We start from the raw sequence: 21452 nt of genomic DNA on the forward strand, positions 1-21452 counted from the left end.
ATATAAAGCCATAGTACCCTATTATTCACAAATTCTCCATTAATTACTCGTAGTATCCACCTCCGCAGCTCCACCTGTTTCTAAGGAATCTATGGCAAAGACACCTTTGGTTTTGCGCATGGTATAATGGGTAAAATCCTGATCTGCTTCCATTCCTATTCCATGAATCTCATCGAATCTGGTCTTGATAATAAAAGGATAATCGGTATAGATTATTTTTCTGGTAGAGCTCCAGTTGAGAAGGTCGGTTGAAAGGCTTTGTTGTTGCAGACGATTAAAGAAGAAGACATTTCCCATTACCTTATACAATCCCTCATTTCTGAAATAACGCCCTGAATCACCCCTGAGGGAAGAGTACTCAACGCCATTTTTATCAAAAAAAGTGACATATACTGTTTTCGGATAAATCTCGTCTTCGTTCTGTAGTTTTATTTGTTTGGCTGTAGTAACCTTGATTGTTGTCTTCCCCGAATCGCTCAGCATAATTGACAGGTTATCGGTTACCATCATCGGGCCATTGTACTTCTGAGGCGCACCTGTTTTCTTTTTGTCCTCGCAGGAGACAAGCAACAGATTGCCAGACACAAACAGGCAGAGAATCAGATTTCTGATACTGATGGTAGCCATACTTTTCATAGCAAAAGCTATTAATCAATTTTAGGTTTAATAAACCAGCGGGTATCAACCAGCGAGAAGCCCAAAGAAACCTTGAAATAGTTTTCTTTCACTAATCCATTACCGGTAACACCTCTTGACCCGACAGATAAACCTAAATCAATATAGCTCAAGTTCCTGAATCCGAGCGGTGTAGAGAGCCCAAAGGAGAAACTCCTGTCCATTACCTGTGTAGAATTTACTAAATAAGGTGTTTTGGTTTGCTGAAAACCCACACGATAGAATACCTGGTCGAAATAAGCCGTTGAGGTAACTTTAGGCAAAAACTCTACCCCCACCGAAATACGGTCGCCGGCTGTCAGATTGCTCTCGGCTCTGCCCAGAAAATTACGGTAGGCAGCCCAATCCTGTTTGCTGTATTCTACTGCAAAAATCCATTTCAACGGACTTTCTATACTGATTCCCAAAGCATATTGCGAGGGCAGCTTCAGGTTACCTGTGGCAATACCTAATGTATCAGGTTTTTTAAGAACCTGCGGGCCGTTTTGTCCTTCTATTAGTGTCGATAAACTGCGCAATTGGCTACCTTTCAGTTTACTTTGTAACTCATAAGTACCTCCCACATTCAGAAACCATTTGCTGCTGAGTTTCTGTTGCCACATAAATCCGGTTTTCAATCCTAAGCCATTGGCATTAATGCGGTCAGTATAGCGCAGGTAATAATCTTCACCATCATTCAGCAATAATCTTGAAGTAGTGTCACGGCTTACACTCCCGAAATAATAATATCCCTCAGCACCAACGTACAAAGATTTGCCAATCAGATGGCCTGTTCCTAATGAAGCTTTTGAAAAACCACCCTGACCCTTATAAATATATTGTACCGAATTTTCTGTACCCTGAATCGGTGAAGTATATCTTGCTTCATATTCTACACTTGAATGTGGTCTTAATCCTACCGACATTGTCCATTTAGGTTTTATCGGAAACGCCATCAGCACATGGCTCAGGTTTACACCAAAATCAGTTTGTGAGTTAGTACCGTCCGAAATAGTTCTGTATTGTCCACGCATTCCTGTACTGAATGCCACAAAACGGGTTTTCACCAACATGGCAGGATTCAGCGTATTAACATAGATACCATTACCGAAAGTTAAGCCCGTTCCGCCCATCGCGTCACTCGGAATTGCACCCGAAGAAGGAATATCGCCAATACCTAAGGCCGAATAAGGCGAATTACCTGTGAGTCTGGATTCTTTTCTTTGAGCGTAAGTATCAGTAAGTACAAGTGTGCAAACGAGAAAAAAATTAAGGAGTAGTAAGTTTTTCAACATTGTATATTAAAATTCGGTTTAGCCCTATCAGGACTAAATTTGGTATCAGTTCAATTTTTGTATCATCAATCGGCGGGTTTTCTGTCAGGCCAATTTCAAATGAGCGCGCAAAGTTCGGCTTTTTTATTTGACTTTCAAAGAAAGAAGCGTCTCCGCCGCATAAGATTACCTGACATTTGCCTAATTTGCTGTAATTTTCTATCATCCCGTTTACTTCGGCAATGATTCCGTTCACAACACCGCTTTGAATGCACGTTATAGTATTCTTCCCGATCAGGTGTGGTATGCCGTCTGCACTCACTAAGGGTAATCTTTTTGTAAACGTATGGAGCGACTCAAATCGTATCCTCATACCAGGGGAAATTATGCCCCCGCAGAACACTCCTTTCCGCTTTTCTCCATCTGTAGGCACATACTTGTTCTCTATCGACACATAGTCATATTTAATGGCTGTACCCATGTCAATAATCAGGCAATTGCACTCAGGATACAGAAAATTTGCCCCTACAGCCGCTGCCACTCGGTCAGACCCCAACGTTTCCGGTGTTTCATAATCTTTCTCAATCGGCAAGGTCGTTGATGGGGTCAGTATCAGTTTATCAAACGTAACCTGCTCAAATATAGCTTCTAATTCCTGCTGATTTTTCGTTACAGACGAAATCAGGGCTTTTTTAACTTTTTTTAACGAAAGAAAATCGTCCAGTGCTTCAATTTCCAGGCCAGTGCTTACTTCTACCAGTTCATCTCCTTCAAAAAGACCTATTTTGGCAAATGTATTTCCGATGTCAACAACTCCGAACATGGCTATTCTTCAGTTTTTTTGATGCCTCCTTTCTTCGACTTCTTCCTGATTTTCTTCGGGCGTTTCACCATCTCAATCGGGTATCCCAACAATTCTCTTATCACGACAGACGCACAAATACCACCAAAGGCTGCAGGTATATACGAAATAGTGCCATAAGCCGAACGCTTGAAATTGCTACCATCTGTCAGTATCAGTGAATCCCGCTTAACGGCCTCAGTAGAGAAAACGGCTTTAATTCCATAATCAACACCCAGTTTCTTGATACGCTTACGTACATACTGCGCAAACAGACACTCGTAGGTATCATACAAATCTGCTACTACAAGCTTGGTCGGGTCTACCTTCCCTCCTGCTCCCATCGAACTCACAATTTTCTGTTTCTGCTCATAGGCCGTCGATAGCAAAGTCAGCTTTGGTGTAATACTATCAATACAATCCATTACATAGTCATACCTCACCGTCAGAATCTCGCGGCATTTTTCTGGTGTCAGAAACTCCTTCACTATATGCAGTTTCAATTCCGGGTTGATCGCCATCAGGCGCTCGGCCATAATATCAGCTTTCGATACTCCATGATTAGTAGCCAGGGCAGGTAATTGTCTGTTCCGGTTGCTTGGGTCAACTACGTCGCCGTCGACGATGGTCATTTCGCCCACACCTGCACGGCAGATAAACTCGGCCGCAAACGAGCCTACACCACCCAATCCAACAATCAAAACGTGGGCATTTTGTAAAGTATCAATTCCTTCTTTTCCGACCAACAATTCGGACCGAGACAACCAGGCAGGCATATTCTTTAAAGTGTAGTAAGTTTAATAAACTTCAAAGGTAAGGAGAAATAGGTGAATAATATATTACGATTTTTCAAATCGGCCTTGATTAAATTGGCCTATTATAGCTCTAATCTCTTTTATATGATTTAGTAAATTGACAAATTTAATAAATCCTGCCTTTGCTAAACGCAAAATAACAGTAAGTGTTACTTATAGTCTTTGACTTATAATCTACATTATTTCACTTTTGTATTATGAATATTAAAGAAAAAGTCGGTAAGCGAATAAAGGAATACAGAGACATAGCGAATATGTCTCAAAAGGATTTGGCCTATACCGCCGATTTGGACCGTAGCTATATTGCAAGCGTTGAAAATGGCCAGAGAAATATCTCAATCGTAAACTTAGAAAAAATAGCTACCTCATTAAACATTTCGCTTAGTGATTTATTTAAAGATTTATAATGAAACTAAAAATACCTAATACAGAAATACAGGAACTCTTGTCGGGAAAGAAATATGAATTTCCAAGATATACTACTCAGTTAATGAATCTGGCTAACCAGAATGCGCAAGGAACAAGAGCCAGGATTGTGGGGCAGATGAGTGATCTGATACAGGAATTTCAAGGAGCGGCATTGTCAGACTGGGAACTATGGTATTTAGAGAAACATCCGGAAGCAATTGATGCGGCAGCAGAAAAAGTTTATACTATGATCACCCTTTTTAAAACTGCCATTGAACAGATTGACCAGGCTTTGGTCAGAGACTGGATAGAAGAACTTGTGATTGTAAAAACATTTTCTGGTTTAAAATATCAGGAAGCTATCCTGAAAAAAATAGCCCTGCAATGTAATACAGTTTATCGTTTAGCGAAACCCGAAGAAGAAAGTAGAGGCATTGATGGCTATATAGGAGAAAAACCTGTGAGCATAAAGCCTATCACTTATAAAACAAAAATGAGTCTGAACGAGGTCATTGATGTACCCATTGTTTTTTATGATAAAAAGAAAAGTGAGATAGTTGTTGAGTTTGACGAAAATGAGTTTTTATAATAAAAAGTCCTAATAAAATTTAAACTAATCAAAACTCTATAGCCGTCTGCGCAGCTTTTTTAGTTGATTTTTTGAAGGATATTTCTTTTTCGGGCCTGATAGGTGAATAACTCACTTCTATCTGATCAGAAGATATATTATTCAGTTGTTCAACAAATAGGAGTTTAATATCTGTTTCCTGCGATGTCATAACTGGCAGGTTCAGATTCGTATTAAAGTGCTTAATCTCTTCCTTTTTAGGGTCAGCATTTCTTTCAGTAATAAATACTTTATGCTGTTCTATTCTGTTCTGAATAAGGTTATTAAAAGCCTGAACAGGGGTTGCTTCTATATTTTCCCGGATGATATTGAGGAATAATGGGTCAATTTCATATCCTATACTATTTCGGTTTGTGGCAATAGCCGCTAAAGTAGTAGTACCCGTTCCTAAAAATGGGTCTAAGACTGTGTCTCCCTTTAATGAATACATATTAATAAGCCTGTAAGGTAATTCAAAAGGATACGCCGCGCTTCTTGTACGAGTTTCGGAGCCATTAATGTTTTGCTTAGTACCTTTTAAATCCCATAAATCTGAAAACCAGATATTCCTTTCTTCCCAGAAAAAAGAGCTTTCCTTTCGTCTTTGTTTATCTGATTCTGTTTTAAATACTCTTTTCCCTCCCTTTCTGAAAATAAGAATCCATTCATGCTCTAATGTTACATACGCACCTGAAGGCAACATACCAGAACCCATAAATTTATTTGGAGCATTGGTTTGTTTCCTCCAAAGGATATTCGGCAGATTAGGCACGCCTAATTGCTGAAATGCAGTGATAATTCTTGAATGATTAGGATAGAGTGCAAACTCTCCATTAATGGTGCGTGTAGCATCGCCGATATTAATACAGGCAAAACCTCCGGGTATTAACACGCGCTCCACTTCTGCCCAGATTTTATCCAACTCCTGATGCATCAGCTCAAATGCCTTTGTTCCATTGCCATTCCTGAGCTCTCCTTCAATAAGAGGATTTTGCTTAGACATAATTTCATCCCACATTTCAATCATAGGATACGGCGGAGATGTAACAACAAGCTCAATAGAGCTATCATTGATTTGTTGCATCTGCTGGGAAGCACCTATAAATATCTGGTGGGTTGTATTCGCTGTATTCATTCTGCAAAGATAAATGAATCTATACTATGGCGCCATTTGAAACCACATATAAATTTGGCAATACTTATTTCTCAATATTCCTCGTTAAACTAATAAAATAAAATTAACTCAAATTCATTTCAGAATTTTACTTAAACAATAATATCACACTCCTTAGTTAATAGAAATTGTGCTCGACTGACACAACATCTTCTTAACATTCCCACAAACCCTACCAATTTTTTCGCTATTTTTGAGAAAAAATGTAAATTTCCTTATGTCTGCGTTTCCCGGAAGATCCATACTACTCCTGTTTATTACTGCTTTTGTCGGTTCATGCCTGCCTGTTAAAACTTCTACTAACACTACTAATACTAACAAAGTAAGCTTTGCCAAAGGCTTTCCGGAAGGTCTGGAAGACATATCAAAAGGTAATTATTCAGCAGCGAATGTAGAGTTATCTGGCGGTGACTGGTATTTTGAAGACGCGCTGATAGGTAGCGGGGCCAATGATACCCGTAACGGCGAAAAAGCCATCAGAATCAGAGAAAAGGGTTTTGTGCGAATGAACTACGATATACAGGGAGTAAGAGAGATAAAAATGGCTTATGCCGCCTATAAAGGTGACGGAGACAGTGAATGGGAACTATATATGTCAAGAAACAGTGGCGCTAACTGGACAAGGCTGGAGAATCGTTTCCAGACAGATGGCAGCAAAATCAGCTTTATGCAGGTAACCATCAACGAGCCCAATAAGGCCCGCTTTGAAATCAGAAAAGTATCAGGAGGGAGCAGTCGATTGAATATTGATGATATTTCGATTATTATCTCCGCCTCTATCCCCACTCCTACTAACAATTCAACCAAACCTACACGTGACGATAATCTGACTTTGGGCAATCCGAGTAATGCTATACCCAAAGACGAGAATAATTATCTGATGATAAAACCCCAATACACGTTGTCTTATAGCAAAGCCCGCAGCTCGGCTAATTGGGTAAGCTGGCATTTAAGCACCGCCTGGAAAGGGGATATACAAAGAACGGATAATTTCAGGCCTGACGATACCCTGCCTTCAGGTTGGTATAAGGTGCAGAATAGCGATTATGTCGGCTCAGGCTTCGATAGAGGACATCTGTGCCCGTCAGACGATAGAGACAGAACCCTTGCCGATAATGAATCCACCTTTATCTTAACCAATATCATCCCGCAAGCCCCCAACAATAATCGTGGTGCATGGGCAGACCTTGAGACCTATTGCCGGAAAATAGCCGAAGCCGGAAATGAATTATATATAATAGCAGGAGTTTATGGAAAGGCAGGAATAGGCTCGAACGGTGGAAAAAGTTTTACGTTGGACAACGGCAAAATGGTAGTACCCGAATACGTGTGGAAAGTGATTGTTATTCTGCCGATTGGCACAGATGATATAAACAGAATCAACGAGCAGACACGTATTATTGCGGTCTATATTCCGAATAAACAAACGATAAAGGAGACCCAATGGGGTGAATACCGATTAAGTGTTGATGATCTGGAAAAAATAACAGGCTATGATTTTTTGTCGAACGTACCAACGGCTATTCAGAAAACGTTAGAAAGTAGAATGGACGATGGCCCCACCATAAAGGTATCTGCCACCCGACAATAATAACACCAGGAAAAATAAACCATCTATGAGAAAATTCTACTTTAACCTGCTTTTACTTTGCTCACATTCAGCTTTTGTATTGGCACAGAATTTCGATTCTTCCAATCTGCCCATTATATTTATTACTACACAAGGCCAGATCTATGACGACCCCAAAGTGAAAGCTAAAATGGAAATCATCTACAACGGCCCTGGTAAAACTAATAACCTGACAGACAAACCCAATCATTATAGTGGCTCTATCGGTATCGAAACCCGTGGTTCGTCGTCACAGATGTTTCCTAAAAAAAGCTATGGATTTGAACTGTGGGACGATAAAAACAATGCCATTGATGCCAGTTTGTTTGGTATGCCCGAAGAATCTGATTGGATACTCTATGCGTCTTATAACGAAAAAAGCCTGATGCACAATGTACTTACCATGAAGCTGGCACGCGAGATGGGCATGTATGCCAGCCGTACCCAATATGTAGAACTATTTATAAACAACCAGTATATGGGGGTATATGTATTTATGGAGAAAATCAAACGGGCAAAAGGTAGAGTAGATATAGCCAAACTAAAAGAAGACGACCTGACAGGCGATGATATTACAGGCGGATATATTTTTAAAGTAGATAAAACTACAGGTACAGGTTTAGGTGGCTGGACCTCGCAATACCAGAATAACCCTCCCGTTACCAATCGTACCTATTACCAGTACGAAGCCCCCAAAAGCATTACACCAGAACAAAAAAAATATATCAGCACCTATGTATCCAATGCCGAGTCTGCGCTAAAGAGCAGTAGTTTCAGAGATAAGGAAAACGGCTACCGGAAGTATTTTGATACACATTCGTTTATTGGTTTGTTTCTGACTAATGAGATTTCAAAAAACGTAGACGGGTATCGGATCAGTACTTTTTTCTATAAAGATAAAGACAGCAAAGGGGGGAAAATAAAGGCCGGTCCACCCTGGGACTACGACATTGCCTATGGCAACGGAAATTATTGCGAAGGCCAATACTATCAGGGGTTTTCTTATAAATTCAATAATGTTTGTCCGAACGATGGTTTTCAGGTGCCATTCTGGTGGGAACGTATGATGGAAGATTCTGCCTTTGTACGTGAATTGGGAGAAGAATACGCCTTTCAACGCAAACGGGGAGCATTTCAGTTAGACAAAATCTATAAGTATATCGATAGCCTGACTACCCAGTTACAGGCTCCGGCTTTCCGTAATTTTCAAAGATGGCCGATTTTAGGAGTTTACGTCTGGCCACAACCAAATCCTATTTCGAGTACGTGGTTTGGTGAGGTTGACGAACTAAAACAATTTGTTGCCAACAGATTGATATGGCTCGATGCGAACATCAAACAGCCAGCCGATTTGAGGATTACTGGAAATGAAGAAAACGGCCCGAATATACTGTCCATGAACGCCTACCCGAATCCGTTTCTGGACAGGATTTACGTAAACATTCATTCGCCCAAATCCGAAAAAGCAAATCTGATTTTGTATGACGCCAATGGCAGGATACTCACCCGGATTCAGGAGACCTTGCAGATAGGCGAAAATCAGGTAATGATTCAGGTACCATCAACTTTGCACCTCAGCAGTATTAACCTGCTGCAATTAGAAGCAAGCGGACATAAAATTGTAAAGAAGATGATACAACAGTAAAGTTAGTTTACCGGATAAATCATATAAGTATGCGGAATACCGTCTTCGATATAATCATTGCCAGTCAGTTCAAAACCTAACGACTGGTAAAATTTTTCGAGATACTTTTGCGCTCCGATTTTTATAGGTGCTTGTCCGAACAGGTCAAGCACTTTTTCTATGGAGTGTTTCATCAGTATCCTTCCCAAACCACCACCTCTGGCTTTCGGTGAAGTTACCACCCTACCGATTGAGGCATAACCTTCATAATACACGTTTTTATCAAAAAGCCTTGTATAAGCCACCAGGTTCTCGTCTTCATCAAATATCATCAAATGTAGTGCAACATTATCTTTGCCATCAGCATCGAGGAAGGGGCAGTTTTGTTCTACAACAAATACCTCCTGTCTTAAGGCAAGAATAGCGTATAATTCTTCAAGACTGAGTTCAGAGAAAGGTACACATTTGATAGTAATTGATAAATCGGGCATATATATTTGTGGCTAATATTAATAATCCGGAAGAAAAAAATGCTGCTCAATTTACATACACATCTTTTGAAAAAACAAGCCAACGAACAGATTATTTTCAACGAGATAATCCCTGACGCAGAAGAAGCCTTAGAGGATTTCGAGCTACAAAACACTGAAAACTGGCTATCAGCAGGCATTCATCCCTGGTATATCAACGAAAAGCTATCCAATTCCCAGCTAAAAAAACTGGCTGCTATTGCTAAAGAACCCACCATAAAATTCATAGGAGAATGCGGCCTTGACAGACTCAAAGGTTCTCCACTATCTGTACAGGAAGAAATTTTCATCAAGCAAATCCGAATAGCAGAAGATGTCAGAAAGCCAGTTATCATCCATTGCGTTCGGTGTTATAACGAGCTGATTTCCATCAAAAAAATAGTGAGACCCCGTGTGCCATCCGTGGTGCATGGCTTCAATACAAAAATTGAAATAGCCCGGCAATTACTCGACAAAGGTTTCTATTTATCTTTAGGCGGAGCATTACTACAAGAAGAATCAAACGCCCTGAAAGTTTTACAGGAAATTCCTCTGGAAAGACTTTTTCTTGAAACTGACGATAAAGACATTTCAATTATGGATATTTATCAAAAAGCGGCGACGGTGAAAGGTTTATCAGTGGAGGAATTGGAAAAAGTGATTTTTGATAATTATTTGGGGTTAAATCTATGACGATTTTTCAAATCGTCCTGTCGACGAATTAGAAAATCGTCAGGTTTGTCAAGAGACGATTTAAAAAATCGTGATACATTTTTCACTACTTTTGCCCATGAGTTAAAAGAAACACAATGAACACAGTCGAAGCGCAATTAAGAACCGTCAATATCACCCGCTATGTTACCCCCCTGCGAGAGGGTGGCTCGTTGCCGGCTATTGCCGAAGCTGACGACGATTTTCTCTATGTAATCAAATTCCGTGGTGCAGGCCAGGGAGTAAAAGCCCTGATTGCTGAACTCATAGGCGGAGAACTCGCCCGTGCCTTAGGCTTACGTATGCCCGAAATGGTCTTTGCCAACCTCGACGAAGCCTTTGGCAGAACCGAACCCGACGAAGAAATACAGGATTTGCTGCAAGCAAGCGTAGGTCTCAATCTGGGTGTGCACTACCTATCAGGTGCAATTACTTTTGACCCCGTGCTTAATGTAGTCGACCCAAAATTAGCTTCACAGATTGTCTGGTTAGACTGTCTGTTAACCAATGTTGACCGTACCGCCCGCAATACCAATATGCTCATGTGGCACAAGGAACTCTGGCTGATAGACCACGGCGCCTCGCTCTATTTCCACCACTCATGGGACAACTGGAAAGAGCAATCGCTCCGCCCGTTTGTGCAGGTAAAAGATCATGTACTACTCCCTTTTGCCACTGAAATAGCAGAGGTAAACGAAGAATACTGCCAGCTAGTCACCTCACAGCTTATACAAAATATTGTAGCCTTAGTACCCGATGAATGGTTAATAGACCCATCATCTGAGGAATCAGCAGAAGAACGACGAGCCGTATATGCGCAATTTTTAGAATCACGGGTATCACACTCCCAGAACTTTGTTAACGAAGCACAGAATGCAAGAAAATTACTTATATGAGTATGCCGTAGTCCGTATTGTACCACTGGTCGAAAGAGAAGAATTCCTCAATGTAGGGGTGATTCTCTATTGCCCTAAAAAAGGCTTTCTGAAAGTCAGGTATCATCTGGACGAAGCACGATTAAAGGCTTTTTCGTGCAGTCTGGAAGTTTCAGAACTGGCTGCATACCTGCACACCTTAGAGCGTATCTGTATGGGTGGTAAAAACGGCGGCCCAATTGGTATGCTACCCATTGCCTCCCGTTTCCGGTGGTTGACGGCTACCCGTAGTACTATTATTCAGACCTCAAAAATCCATCCGGGTTTTTGTATTGAACCGGAAGAAACATTAGACAGATTGTATGAGCAGTTGGTGTTATAATTCTCATTTTTATAGCAAACGTAGAGACAGGGCATTACCCTGTCTCTACCAATTATTATGCATTGTGGGAATAACCAAAACAACAACAGATTTATTTGCATTAAATCCAATCTACCCCTAAATTTATACCCTCACGTATTTAACCCAGCAATCATCCATTATGACACCTTCACGCAGGAAGTTTATCAAAGGGATTGGCGCAGCCTCAGTCCTGATGGCTACTGAATCCTTTGCCAAACCATTCAATATTATTAAAAGCCTCAGAATAAGTCCAAACGACAAAATCCGTATTGCTACCATCGGTCTGGGTATTCAGGGAAATTCTGATACCAAAGCAGCACTACGCAACCCCGAAGCAGAACTGGTAGCTGCGGCCGATTTGTACGATGGCCGTTTGGTAAGAGGCAAAGAAGTATATAACAAAGACCTTTTCACGACACGTGATTTCAGAGAAATATTAAACCGTAAAGACATTGACGCGGTGATTATTGCTACGCCTGACCACTGGCATGACCATATTTCTATTGCGGCTCTGAATGCAGGGAAAGCCGTGTATTGCGAAAAACCAATGGTACAACACATTGATGAAGGCAGAAAAGTAATAGAAACCTGGCAAAAAACAGGTAAAACAATGCAGATTGGGAGCCAGCCTATTAGTGGAGCGGCTTATGCCGAAGCACAAAGACTATTACAGGCAGGCGAAATCGGTGAGTTGAACTTTATTGAAGCAACCTACGACCGTTTCAGTGCTTTAGGTGCCTGGACCTACTCTATTCCACCGGATGCCTCGGCTCAAACCATCGATTGGGACAGATTCTTAGGCGATGCCCCCAAACGTCCGTTTGATGCTACGCGTTTCTTCCGCTGGAGAAATTACCGGGATTATGGCACGGGTGTAGCCGGAGACTTATTTGTGCATCTCATTACAGGTATGCACTATGCAACGGGTGCCATCGGGCCTCACAGAATATTCTCATCGGGCGAACTAAGCTACTGGAAAGACGGCCGCGATGTACCTGATGTAATGGTAACCGTATTAGATTATCCTGAAACAGAAAAACACAAGAAATTTCAGGCGGTATTACGAGTAAACTTCGCCAATGCAGGCGCTATCAAAAACGTAACACGGGTTGTAGGTACCGAAGGAGAAATTCAATGGAGTGCGCAGGGGCTGACACTTACTAAACGTAAATTGCCTAAAGCACCGGGCTATGGTAATGGCGAAAGCTACCCAACGTTTGCAGAAGCTACACAAAAAGAGTTTTTGAAAGAATACGATGCCAAATATTCGGAAGCCGACAGAAAAGCAGAGCCTGTAAAAGAAGTGAAGTTTGACACCCCACAAGGTGACGATGCACATGCCAAACACTTCAAGAATTTCTTTGATAATATGCGTGTCAACAGCCAGAAAACCATCGAAGACCCAATCTTTGGTTTCCGTGCTGCAGCTCCGGCATTGGCTTGTAATCTAAGCTATTTTGATAATAAAATAGTGTATTGGGATCCGATTGAAATGAAAATGAAGAAGAAGTAAACCGCGCAACGTCCGCCCCAACAATGGGGAGAGGGGTTTTCGCTCCCTTCCCCACTGTTGGGGAAGGGCTGGGGATGGGATCTAATTCAAACAAAAATGAACGAAGCAAACTCTGCCATCATCAAAGAACTTGTTACTTTCCGAATGCCTTTCGGCAAATACAAAGACAGGCTCATCTGCGATTTGCCAGAACATTATCTATTATGGTTTCAAAAAGAGGGTTTCCCGGAAGGGAAACTTGGAACTTTGCTGGCTACTATGTACGAAATCAAACTCAATGGGCTTGAATATCTGCTCAAGCCATTGAAAGAAAGAAAAATCTGAAAGCTCTTCCAAACTATCTGCTACTGGCTACTGTTATAGGCTAATAAAACTTATTATACTTGTATGTCTGACAACACAACAATTATCCGGACAGCCCTTGTTACCGGAGGTTCAAAAGGTATTGGCTATGGCGTAGCCGAAGTACTAATCAAAGAAGGAATCAGGGTAGCCATCACGAGCCGTTCGCAGGAAGCTGTCGAGGAAGCAGCCGCTGCACTAAATAAAATCAAAGAAGGATATGCACTGCCAATGGTTTCAGATGTAAGAGATTTTACCTCTCAACAAAAAACAGTTGCTGCCATTATTGAAAAATGGGGAAGACTCGATTACGTAATCGCCAATGCAGGCGTAGGTCATCTGGTGCCTTTTCAGGATATTACATTAGAACAATGGCATAATACCATTGATATTAACCTGACAGGTGTATTCTATACTGCCAAAACAACTTTAGAAGCCCTCAAAGCATCGAAAGGATATTTCATTACCATTGCCAGTCTGGCAGGAGCAAATTTCTTCGATAAAGGAACAGCCTATAATGCCAGCAAATTCGGTCTGGTAGGTTTCACCCAAGCCCTCATGCTGGACCTGCGAAACGAAGGCATAAAAGTTTCTACCATTATGCCTGGTTCTGTGGCTACCTATTTCAACAACCATACACCAACTGAAAAAGACGCCTGGAAAATCCAACCGGAAGACATCGGGCAGATTGTTTCTGATTTAATTAAAATGCCTGCCCGTACTTTGCCAAGTAAGGTAGAGGTAAGGCCATCAATGCCGCCGGGTAAATAATATTTTTTAAGTATGGGTGTAACCAATGCGCCTATACTTAAATCTGTCACTTAAATCTCATTTTGAACGGCTTTTGATACACTTTGGTTGTCTTTTGACTACCGCTATGGCTGCATCTGCTACTATCTTTATCGGAAAAATAATCAAATAACGATGAAGACACCCGCCCGTATTGGTCAATGGTTTTATGGAATTGCAATAGTAGTTTATGGTCTGCAACAATTATGGTATGCCGATTTCCGTACCGTGCAGTTGCCTGCATGGCAATCGTATCTGCCGTTACTGCCTGTCTGGGCATATCTTTTCGGAATCTGTCTGATTGTGGCAGGCGGTGCTATTATATGGGGCAAAAAAGCCAGAGAAGCCTCGTTACTTACAGGCAGTGTTTTTTTGTTTCTGTTTTTGTTTGTGCAGATTCCTTATGAGCTTTTTGGTGACCCCAATAGTAGCCTGCATCTTGGTGTGTGGACAAATGCTTTAAAAGGACTTGCTCTGGCAGGAGGTGCATTTGTGATGGCGGGTTCTTTTGATAAAAGAGATTCAAACCATTCAGCTTTCGCTAAATTTTCAGAAAAGTTTATTCCATTCGGGCCGTTATTCTTTTCAGTCACTATGATTAGCTTTGGCATCGCTCATTTTCTCTATACAGACGGAGTATCTACGCTTGTTCCGCCTTATTTTCCTGACCCTGTTTTCTGGACACGCCTGAGTGGCGTCATATTAATAGCCTCTGGCATGGCAATTACTTTAAAAATTAGACGTGGTGCCATTGCAATGTTATTCAGTATTGCTTTATTTCTATGGGTATTCTTATTGCATCTTCCACGAGCCATTCAAGACCCCCATGCTTCAAGAGCCAACGAGGTATCAAGCTGTTTTGATGCGCTGGCCTTTTGCGGCATTGCCTTTATTATATCGCTCAGAACACTAAAATCTGACTTGTCTGAAATCTTTGAAACTACCACTAACTAATAAATCTATCGTCTTTGCCTGCAATATCACGGCAAACCGTGATTGCTTCCGGTTACATTTCATGAGAAATTTGTAAAAAAATGTCCATGAAAAATTTTAGCTATTTCTGCATCATCTTTGTGCCTTTACTGAGTTCTGCACAATCAACGATGATGCTCCCAAACAGGATTGAATTACCCAAAGTAGCTACTTTAGTTACCTGCACCAGCAATGAAATGGGAAGAATGGTTTATCGCACCAGCGATAACAAAGCCTATTATTGTAATGGCACCGACTGGCAGGAAATGACTGGCGGAGGGTTTACGCTCCCCTATTCGGGCACAGGTGATACCAATTCAAACCTCTTCAGAATTATTAATGAAGGCAATGGCAGAGCTATCTATGCCGAAACCCAGGGCAATGCACTCTCCATAGGGATTCAGGCAGTAGCCTCTCATACAGCACCGGATATTGACAATTTTGCCGTTTTTGCTCAGAATAAAAGTACCAATGCCTTAGGTGCTGGGGTTTTTGGGCGCCACGAAGGCACAGGCATTGGCGTTTATGGGGTTACTCCTAATGCTGGAATCGGTGTAAAAGGTCTGGCCTTTCCGGCAGAAATGGGTGGCACTGGCACTGGTATTGGTGTCTGGGCAGAAAGCACAGCCGGTTATGGGCTTTATGCCAAAAGTAAAAGCTGGTCGGCAGTTAAAGCCGAAAGTGAAACAAGCTTCGGGTTGCATGGATTGAGTAAAGATGATGCCGGTGTTCGTGGACAATCGGTAGATGGCATTGGGGTATATGGGACAAGTTATACAAAGTATGCAGTATATGGCTATAGCTACGGCACCGAAGGATATGGTATTTATGGTTCAGGACTTTATGGAAACGCCGGATATTTTGATGGAAATGTAAAAGTAAAACGGGATGTATTTGTCGGGGAAGACAAAGGTATTATCCAGAATACCAACGGCACACAACTGAAATATTACACAGGCACAGTCGGTTTTGAATATACCCTTACGGCCTTTAGTACATTTATCTCTGACGAAATACCTATTGCTACTTTTTCTTCAAAGCCTGTGGTATATATTGCCGATGTTACAAATCAGTCTGGGTCATATTACAAAGTTATTGTAACGGTCGTAGCGGTAACTAACAACTCTGCCAGGCTCAGGTTTTACAATGCAAGCGATGCCCAGATTACCTTTAGCGGTACCTGGAATTTAGTAGCTATTGGTCCAAAATAGCCTGAAAATTTCGTATTAAAGCAAAATATCACGGCAAACCGTGATTGATTCCGGTTTCTTTTCATGAGAGATTTGTATAAAAAATGTCCATGAAAAAACTATTCACCTTACTTTTCTACATTGTTTGTAGTTTGCCATTAATAGGGCAAAGTATCACTATTTCGCCCACTTCAAATACTGCCATTCTTCATTCAAGCAGTACCATAAATGGTTTTATTTTACCAGCTATGTCAAAATCCCAGCGAGAAGCAATCAGTAACCCGCTGAATGGTCTGCTGGTGTTTCAGAATACTGTCAATGCCAATAGTGATAAGGGATTTTACTGGTATAATACGGCCTACTGGTATCGGTTGGCTGATGAATCGGATCTGGGCTGGAAAATATTCAACGATAATCAGTACAGCAAGGTTTCAGGCAATGTAGGAATCGGAACAACTTTGCCAGATGATAAACTTCATGTACGAACCTCTACAGCCTCGGCAGGAATTACTTTCGATGGTGTGAACCCTACTTTTCAGTTCAGACAAAAAGAGGCTTCAGGTGCTACCTATACCGACAAGGGGTTTATTCAGTTAGCCAGTGATAACCTCAGAATCGGCGTAAACAGTAGCAATTCAGGAGGTAGGTTCATTATCAGAACCCATGGCGCTGACCAGATAGAAGTAGATGGGAGTGGCGGAGGTGGCAGGATGTATTTTAATTATGGTGGTGCTAATGTCGGGTATATTTCGCCGGCTTCTTCGGGCAATTTATACATTGCAACTTCGGGTAATTCTGCCGATTTTGTTGGTCTGAATGGTATTCTGTTTGCTACAAATGGCGGCCGTGTGGGTATTAATACCACTACACCGCAAGAGAAATTAGATGTGCAGGGCAATGTAAGGATATTGGGCAGTATTGCAATGGCCGGAGAAATTACCAAGACCAATGTGGCAGAAGGGAGTTTTCTGCCGCTTTGCTACGGGAAAGTAAGCTTTGGTGGCGACCGTGCCTCAGGTTCAAGTAATTTTACCTCTGAAAATACATCGACGGGGCATTATACTATTTATAATGCGAGTATTCTCTATACCTCTACTATTATCGTAACCCTTAATAGCTCCAATGCCCAGATAGTGGCCTCAGCAGGTTGTTCAGACGGCGAGTGTCATGTGTATCTGAAAGACGGTTTCAGTAATAATAACAGTTTCGCCTTTATAGACCAGCCCTTCTATTTTGTAATTTATAGATAACCATGAAAAAACTAATCCTGCTACTCAGCTTTGCTACTCCATTAGGAAGTTATGCTCAATCCACAACTATTTTGCCCGATGCACTTAGTGTACCCAGAGTTACCTCTCTGGCCACATGTAATTCAATAGAAAAAGGGAAACAGGTACTTAACACTACCGGCAACAAAATGTACCATTGTTATCAGAAAACTATATAAAGTACAGACACCCGGAGTTTTCTGATTGTAGGGCCTGAATAAAACAGCTCAGTCTATTTCATCTGCCAGCAATTCATTGCCTGCTTTGTCATAGTAGGCAATGGTTAGCTGGCTGGTATTGAATGTCCATTTTTCTACTCCACTATCAGCTAACCCCTGTATCATCTGAAAATAATCGGTCTTGCCCTGCGCGTGCAATTCCAAATGTATTTTCAGGGCTTCAAGGTTACTCGTTTCAGCAATAGCAAGTTTTTCATGTATGGCAGAAGAAACCAACAGCTGATTTTCGGCTCCATAATATTCCGAATGCCCGTCAGTAATGAATGAATCATATTTCATGACACCTATCTCATTTAAAGCATGGAGGTACTGAGGCAAGGTAGATTTTTTGCCGAAGTTATTATGGATTTCGTTGATTTGGTCAAGTGTGAACATAGCTAATCTTCAATTTTATACTTTAATAAAACGAGCGATTCTAACTTTCTGGTATCAATTACCTCGTTGGTATGGTCATTAAAATTAGCTAATTGCACATTTTTTATGAAATAGACGGTATCACCCACAATATCAAAAGTGGTCGGTGATTGAAAAGTTGCATCAAAATGAATTAATTCTTTAATGCCCACAATCTTGGTTCCGTCTTCGTTCAGGAAATACCTCATTAATCCTTTTTCTACCATTCCTATCAGGCTATTCCGGTAAAATTTCATACCATCAATACCTGCTGATGCTTTATCTGGCTGATTGAGGATTTTCTTTGTCTGCACATCTACCACTCTGATTCCGTTGACCGATGCCAGATATAGTCTGGTATTATCGTCAGAAATAGCAATGCCGTTAGAATGTCCTACGGCCACTGTGTCTAAATACACTTCTATATTTTTATCGGGTCGTTTGATAAGATAGATTTTATTACTCTCAGAGTCCGTAACAAAAATCTGGTTAGACGCACTCACTGCCAGGTCGTTCAGATACCCGTATGGCGCAATATCTGTTTTATACCGGGCAATTAATTGCCTGGTTTTTGTATTTAATAGCAGCAAAACGGAAGTGTTATTCTGTTTTTGTAAACTATTGCTCAAAGCATATAAAGTATCACCTTTGATGGTCATTCCGAAACCGGATTGGTAATCGTATTGGTTACTTTCAATAAAATCAGTTGCATTGCGGCCGTCTATCTCCGATGTTACAATCTTGTTTTTTCTGAGGCTGCTTAAAAACAACTTACCTGATCGGGCATCAACTGCAATTCCTTCAGGTATGAGGTCTTTTTCAAAAGTCAGATTCACGGTTTGAGAGTCTGATTGTGTGCGGCAACTGATAATTGTCAGGAAAAGGAGTAAAAATAGAAGCAGGTTTTGCATTGGTTGGGATAATTTTGGCTGAAACAGGAAGTAAAGCTCTTTTTCAAAAGTACTTAATAAAATGTGCATGCGCAAATCTGCCTGCTTTAACCATGTACTCCCTATTCCCGTTCATAAATGAGTCTGAAATAGTTATTCAATCATACAAAATTTCTATTTTAAATACGCTCCTTCCTTGCGCAAGCCTATTCAATTTACTAACCTTACAACACCTTCGTTAGATAGGATAGGTATAACACCGCAGGCGAATCACTTTTAACTTGCCACTTTCCTATTATTTTGCTTATTTAGGGTCTCTTAAAACCTCAACAAACTTATGCGAGCCCTATCAGGAGTTCTACTACTTATCTCTTCGGCTGTTTTTGCCCAACAAACTGTTCAGCAACGAACGGCAATCGAAACTACCAGACGTACAATCCGACAAGATGTACCCATGACCAACTCAATCCGTAAGGCTTTTGCGGCAGGTACACGTGATTTTTCCGGTAAACCAGGGCCAAACTACTGGCAGTTGGAAACTGATTATACCATTCAGGCAAGCCTTGACCCATCTACCCAGACTATTACAGGCACTGAAAAAATATTGGTGCATAACAACAGCAATGAAGATTTAAGGAATCTCGTTTTGCGCCTCGATCACAACATTTTCCGCCCGGAAGTACCCCGTGGTTTTTCAACTCCTGCAGAAGCCACCGAGGGTATGGTAGTAACAGGTATCAAAATAGCCGGAGCAGAGATTGACCAAAAAGCCATAAGAGGGCTGAACCGAACTATTGCCACCGTTACCTTGAAAGAACCTATCAAGGCCAGAACAAACGCAGAGGTAGAAATAGCCTGGCATACCAAATTACCGGGTGGGCCAAATGGTGTAGGACACCGTATGACCCAACGTTTTGATGACAGACTTTTTCAGCCTACGCAATGGTTTCCTCGCCTGGCCAAATACGATGACCTGAGAGGTTGGGAAACCAGCCAGTATATGGGGCCCGCAGAGTTCTATAACAATTTCGGCAAATTTGATGTAAGCATCACCGTACCTGGTGGCTGGATAGTAAGTGGTACTGGTGTGCTGCAAAATCCTGAACAGGTTTTAAATGAAACAACCAGAAAACGTTTAACAACTGTTCTGAATAGCAACGATGAAATAACAATCGTAAGCGAAGAAGAAGCAGGCAAAGCGACCGCCCCCGGTGATAAACTTACCTGGCATTTTGTGGCCGATAAAGTAAACGATTTTGCATGGGCTACAGCCGGGAAATTCGTCTGGAAAGCCACACGTGCCACCATTCCGGGCAAGGGGCCGATCCCTGTTTATATGTATTATCTGCCCGAAAGAGCCAGAATGTTTGCAAAGGCAGGAGAAATTACCCGCCATGCGTTAGAGTTTTATTCTGCCCTCTGGACACCCTACCCTTTCCCACAAATGACTTTGCAGGATGGCCCGAGTGCAGGAATGGAGTATCCGATGGTGATAAACTCTAATCAGGGAGCCGCCGACCATGAAACGGGGCATCAATGGTGGCCGATGGTAGTAGGTAATAATGAAACCCGCTATGGCTGGATGGACGAAGGCTTCAACCAGTATATGAATATCCTGTCAGGCGCTGATAGCAAAGGTGTACCTTATAAACTGGATGGCCTCGGCCAAAGCTATGGCAGACAAAGCGGCGATGAGGACGAAGCTCCAATGATGTGGAGTGCCAATGATGCAGGTAGCGGGTATCGGTTCCAGACCTACGGCAAAACTCCTCTGATGCTTTCTATGTTAGGAGGTATTGTAGGTGATGAAGCCGTAATGAAAGCCATGAAAGAATATGCCAGCGTATGGAGCTTCAAACACCCATCCCCCTGGGATTATATGTATTTCATGAATAATGCACTTGGCCAGAATCTTGACTGGTTCTGGTATTACTGGTTATTTACTACTGAATCGGTAAATGGCTCTGTTCAGGAGGTAAAGACTAACAAAGATAAAACCATTGTAACAGTACATCAGGCCGGAGAAATGCCTTCGCCTGTGGTATTGAAAGTTGAGTTCGAGCCGGAAGGTCCGGCTATTAAAACACCGGCCAATGCTAAAATGCTTGATGCCAATACCGCTCTCGTAACCTGGCCTGTTTCGGTCTGGTTTGATGGTAATCGTACCTTTGAAGCTGAAATGAATTTCGGCAAACGAAAAATCAGACAAATCACTTTAGACCCGAATGGCCGATTCCCTGATAAGGACATTAAAGACAACATTTGGCCAAGATAAGATAAACAGCTATATCCACCGTGGCACGGCTACTACTCGTCCGAGATTGGCTGTGCCACGGTTAATGCACTCAGAAA

The 21452-nt window shown here is 41.7% G+C and carries 23 protein-coding genes; 15 read left to right on the forward strand and 8 right to left on the reverse strand.

What is annotated here, in order from left to right; all coding sequences use genetic code 11:
- Positions 1 to 39 precede the first annotated feature (39 nt).
- Genes lptC through H1R81_RS16925 form a run of 4 tightly spaced genes read right to left on the reverse strand, consistent with a single transcriptional unit; the run spans position 40 to position 3545 of the window.
- Positions 40 to 627 (reverse strand): LPS export ABC transporter periplasmic protein LptC, encoded by a 588-nt coding sequence (lptC, locus tag H1R81_RS16910; protein WP_220275245.1) that lies wholly within the window; start codon positions 625 to 627, stop codon positions 40 to 42.
- 20 nt (positions 628 to 647) lie between these two features.
- Entirely contained in the window at positions 648 to 1949 is a 1302-nt protein-coding gene (locus H1R81_RS16915) for a hypothetical protein (RefSeq protein WP_181841933.1), read from the reverse strand.
- The gene (locus H1R81_RS16920) at positions 1924 to 2751 is read right to left on the reverse strand and encodes a type III pantothenate kinase (protein ID WP_181841934.1); all 828 of its coding nucleotides are present in this window, start codon (positions 2749 to 2751) and stop codon (positions 1924 to 1926) included. Before H1R81_RS16920 ends, H1R81_RS16915 begins: the two co-directional genes overlap by 26 nt.
- A gap of 2 nt (positions 2752 to 2753) precedes the next feature.
- Complete coding sequence (locus H1R81_RS16925) at positions 2754 to 3545, reverse strand: ThiF family adenylyltransferase (RefSeq protein WP_181841935.1); 792 nt, start codon at positions 3543 to 3545, stop codon at positions 2754 to 2756.
- 236 nt (positions 3546 to 3781) lie between these two features.
- Here H1R81_RS16925 and H1R81_RS16930 point away from each other — a divergent pair, with 236 nt between their 5' ends.
- Together H1R81_RS16930 and H1R81_RS16935 are read left to right on the forward strand one after the other, a co-directional pair.
- The gene (locus H1R81_RS16930; protein WP_181841936.1) at positions 3782 to 3991 is read left to right on the forward strand and encodes a helix-turn-helix domain-containing protein; all 210 of its coding nucleotides are present in this window, start codon (positions 3782 to 3784) and stop codon (positions 3989 to 3991) included.
- Positions 3991 to 4581: an MjaI family restriction endonuclease gene (locus H1R81_RS16935; RefSeq protein ID WP_181841937.1), complete on the forward strand. Its 591-nt coding sequence runs from the start codon at positions 3991 to 3993 to the stop codon at positions 4579 to 4581. Before H1R81_RS16930 ends, H1R81_RS16935 begins: the two co-directional genes overlap by 1 nt.
- A 28-nt stretch (positions 4582 to 4609) precedes the next feature.
- Here the strand turns inward: H1R81_RS16935 and H1R81_RS16940 are convergent, their stop codons facing one another.
- Positions 4610 to 5734 (reverse strand): site-specific DNA-methyltransferase, encoded by a 1125-nt coding sequence (locus H1R81_RS16940; RefSeq protein ID WP_220275246.1) that lies wholly within the window; start codon positions 5732 to 5734, stop codon positions 4610 to 4612.
- 256 nt (positions 5735 to 5990) lie between these two features.
- Here H1R81_RS16940 and H1R81_RS16945 point away from each other — a divergent pair, with 256 nt between their 5' ends.
- The gene (locus H1R81_RS16945) at positions 5991 to 7364 is read left to right on the forward strand and encodes a DNA/RNA non-specific endonuclease (RefSeq protein ID WP_181841938.1); all 1374 of its coding nucleotides are present in this window, start codon (positions 5991 to 5993) and stop codon (positions 7362 to 7364) included.
- Between the two features lie 25 nt (positions 7365 to 7389).
- Entirely contained in the window at positions 7390 to 9027 is a 1638-nt protein-coding gene (locus H1R81_RS16950; protein WP_181841939.1) for a CotH kinase family protein, read from the forward strand.
- Between the two features lie 2 nt (positions 9028 to 9029).
- On the opposite strand, the gene H1R81_RS16955 is transcribed toward H1R81_RS16950, so the two are convergent.
- The gene (locus H1R81_RS16955; protein ID WP_181841940.1) at positions 9030 to 9497 is read right to left on the reverse strand and encodes a GNAT family N-acetyltransferase; all 468 of its coding nucleotides are present in this window, start codon (positions 9495 to 9497) and stop codon (positions 9030 to 9032) included.
- A gap of 39 nt (positions 9498 to 9536) precedes the next feature.
- Between H1R81_RS16955 and H1R81_RS16960 the strand changes: the two genes are divergently transcribed.
- The 10 genes from H1R81_RS16960 (at position 9537) to H1R81_RS17005 (ending at position 17757) form a co-directional block, all read left to right on the forward strand.
- Positions 9537 to 10208, forward strand: a complete 672-nt coding sequence (locus tag H1R81_RS16960) for a TatD family hydrolase (protein ID WP_181841941.1) — start codon at positions 9537 to 9539, stop codon at positions 10206 to 10208.
- Positions 10209 to 10324: 116 nt separating this feature from the next.
- Positions 10325 to 11122 carry a HipA family kinase gene (locus H1R81_RS16965; protein WP_181841942.1) on the forward strand — a complete coding sequence of 266 codons (798 nt, stop codon included), beginning with the start codon at positions 10325 to 10327 and terminating at the stop codon, positions 11120 to 11122.
- Positions 11100 to 11483 (forward strand): DUF3037 domain-containing protein, encoded by a 384-nt coding sequence (locus H1R81_RS16970; RefSeq protein ID WP_181841943.1) that lies wholly within the window; start codon positions 11100 to 11102, stop codon positions 11481 to 11483. The genes H1R81_RS16965 and H1R81_RS16970 overlap by 23 nt, the downstream gene beginning before the upstream one ends.
- 160 nt (positions 11484 to 11643) lie before the next feature.
- Positions 11644 to 13017, forward strand: a complete 1374-nt coding sequence (locus H1R81_RS16975) for a Gfo/Idh/MocA family protein (RefSeq protein WP_181841944.1) — start codon at positions 11644 to 11646, stop codon at positions 13015 to 13017.
- A gap of 96 nt (positions 13018 to 13113) precedes the next feature.
- Entirely contained in the window at positions 13114 to 13341 is a 228-nt protein-coding gene (locus tag H1R81_RS16980; RefSeq protein WP_181841945.1) for a DUF3820 family protein, read from the forward strand.
- A gap of 63 nt (positions 13342 to 13404) precedes the next feature.
- Positions 13405 to 14130 (forward strand): SDR family oxidoreductase, encoded by a 726-nt coding sequence (locus H1R81_RS16985; RefSeq protein WP_181841946.1) that lies wholly within the window; start codon positions 13405 to 13407, stop codon positions 14128 to 14130.
- A 153-nt stretch (positions 14131 to 14283) separates the two neighbouring features.
- Positions 14284 to 15102 carry a hypothetical protein gene (locus H1R81_RS16990; protein ID WP_181841947.1) on the forward strand — a complete coding sequence of 273 codons (819 nt, stop codon included), beginning with the start codon at positions 14284 to 14286 and terminating at the stop codon, positions 15100 to 15102.
- An 86-nt stretch (positions 15103 to 15188) separates the two neighbouring features.
- Entirely contained in the window at positions 15189 to 16331 is a 1143-nt protein-coding gene (locus tag H1R81_RS16995; RefSeq protein ID WP_181841948.1) for a hypothetical protein, read from the forward strand.
- A gap of 89 nt (positions 16332 to 16420) precedes the next feature.
- Entirely contained in the window at positions 16421 to 17560 is a 1140-nt protein-coding gene (locus H1R81_RS17000; RefSeq protein ID WP_181841949.1) for a hypothetical protein, read from the forward strand.
- Between the two features lie 2 nt (positions 17561 to 17562).
- Positions 17563 to 17757, forward strand: a complete 195-nt coding sequence (locus H1R81_RS17005) for a hypothetical protein (protein WP_181841950.1) — start codon at positions 17563 to 17565, stop codon at positions 17755 to 17757.
- Positions 17758 to 17805: 48 nt separating this feature from the next.
- Here the strand turns inward: H1R81_RS17005 and H1R81_RS17010 are convergent, their stop codons facing one another.
- Together H1R81_RS17010 and H1R81_RS17015 are read right to left on the reverse strand one after the other, a co-directional pair.
- Positions 17806 to 18192, reverse strand: coding sequence for a DUF1398 domain-containing protein (locus tag H1R81_RS17010; RefSeq protein WP_181841951.1), 387 nt, complete (start codon positions 18190 to 18192; stop codon positions 17806 to 17808).
- Positions 18193 to 18194: 2 nt separating this feature from the next.
- A complete protein-coding gene (locus H1R81_RS17015) occupies positions 18195 to 19190 on the reverse strand; it encodes an SMP-30/gluconolactonase/LRE family protein (protein WP_181841952.1) in 996 nt (331 codons plus the stop codon).
- Positions 19191 to 19437: 247 nt separating this feature from the next.
- Between H1R81_RS17015 and H1R81_RS17020 the strand changes: the two genes are divergently transcribed.
- Complete coding sequence (locus H1R81_RS17020) at positions 19438 to 21375, forward strand: M1 family metallopeptidase (RefSeq protein WP_181841953.1); 1938 nt, start codon at positions 19438 to 19440, stop codon at positions 21373 to 21375.
- The last annotated feature ends 77 nt before the right edge of the window (positions 21376 to 21452 follow it).

Origin of the sequence: Emticicia sp. BO119 (assembly GCF_013912375.1) — a bacterium.
Taxonomy (GTDB): domain Bacteria; phylum Bacteroidota; class Bacteroidia; order Cytophagales; family Spirosomataceae; genus Emticicia.

Bases quoted from the DNA above. Each gene is read 5' to 3' on its own strand.
- lptC (WP_220275245.1), bottom strand. From the start codon at position 627: ATGGCTACCATCAGTATCAGAAATCTGATTCTCTGCCTGTTTGTGTCT.
- H1R81_RS16915 (WP_181841933.1), bottom strand. From the start codon at position 1,949: ATGTTGAAAAACTTACTACTCCTTAATTTTTTTCTCGTTTGCACACTT.
- H1R81_RS16920 (WP_181841934.1), bottom strand. From the start codon at position 2,751: ATGTTCGGAGTTGTTGACATCGGAAATACATTTGCCAAAATAGGTCTT.
- H1R81_RS16925 (WP_181841935.1), bottom strand. From the start codon at position 3,545: ATGCCTGCCTGGTTGTCTCGGTCCGAATTGTTGGTCGGAAAAGAAGGA.
- H1R81_RS16930 (WP_181841936.1), top strand. From the start codon at position 3,782: ATGAATATTAAAGAAAAAGTCGGTAAGCGAATAAAGGAATACAGAGAC.
- H1R81_RS16935 (WP_181841937.1), top strand. From the start codon at position 3,991: ATGAAACTAAAAATACCTAATACAGAAATACAGGAACTCTTGTCGGGA.
- H1R81_RS16940 (WP_220275246.1), bottom strand. From the start codon at position 5,734: ATGAATACAGCGAATACAACCCACCAGATATTTATAGGTGCTTCCCAG.
- H1R81_RS16945 (WP_181841938.1), top strand. From the start codon at position 5,991: ATGTCTGCGTTTCCCGGAAGATCCATACTACTCCTGTTTATTACTGCT.
- H1R81_RS16950 (WP_181841939.1), top strand. From the start codon at position 7,390: ATGAGAAAATTCTACTTTAACCTGCTTTTACTTTGCTCACATTCAGCT.
- H1R81_RS16955 (WP_181841940.1), bottom strand. From the start codon at position 9,497: ATGCCCGATTTATCAATTACTATCAAATGTGTACCTTTCTCTGAACTC.
- H1R81_RS16960 (WP_181841941.1), top strand. From the start codon at position 9,537: ATGCTGCTCAATTTACATACACATCTTTTGAAAAAACAAGCCAACGAA.
- H1R81_RS16965 (WP_181841942.1), top strand. From the start codon at position 10,325: ATGAACACAGTCGAAGCGCAATTAAGAACCGTCAATATCACCCGCTAT.
- H1R81_RS16970 (WP_181841943.1), top strand. From the start codon at position 11,100: ATGCAAGAAAATTACTTATATGAGTATGCCGTAGTCCGTATTGTACCA.
- H1R81_RS16975 (WP_181841944.1), top strand. From the start codon at position 11,644: ATGACACCTTCACGCAGGAAGTTTATCAAAGGGATTGGCGCAGCCTCA.
- H1R81_RS16980 (WP_181841945.1), top strand. From the start codon at position 13,114: ATGAACGAAGCAAACTCTGCCATCATCAAAGAACTTGTTACTTTCCGA.
- H1R81_RS16985 (WP_181841946.1), top strand. From the start codon at position 13,405: ATGTCTGACAACACAACAATTATCCGGACAGCCCTTGTTACCGGAGGT.
- H1R81_RS16990 (WP_181841947.1), top strand. From the start codon at position 14,284: ATGAAGACACCCGCCCGTATTGGTCAATGGTTTTATGGAATTGCAATA.
- H1R81_RS16995 (WP_181841948.1), top strand. From the start codon at position 15,189: ATGAAAAATTTTAGCTATTTCTGCATCATCTTTGTGCCTTTACTGAGT.
- H1R81_RS17000 (WP_181841949.1), top strand. From the start codon at position 16,421: ATGAAAAAACTATTCACCTTACTTTTCTACATTGTTTGTAGTTTGCCA.
- H1R81_RS17005 (WP_181841950.1), top strand. From the start codon at position 17,563: ATGAAAAAACTAATCCTGCTACTCAGCTTTGCTACTCCATTAGGAAGT.
- H1R81_RS17010 (WP_181841951.1), bottom strand. From the start codon at position 18,192: ATGTTCACACTTGACCAAATCAACGAAATCCATAATAACTTCGGCAAA.
- H1R81_RS17015 (WP_181841952.1), bottom strand. From the start codon at position 19,190: ATGCACATTTTATTAAGTACTTTTGAAAAAGAGCTTTACTTCCTGTTT.
- H1R81_RS17020 (WP_181841953.1), top strand. From the start codon at position 19,438: ATGCGAGCCCTATCAGGAGTTCTACTACTTATCTCTTCGGCTGTTTTT.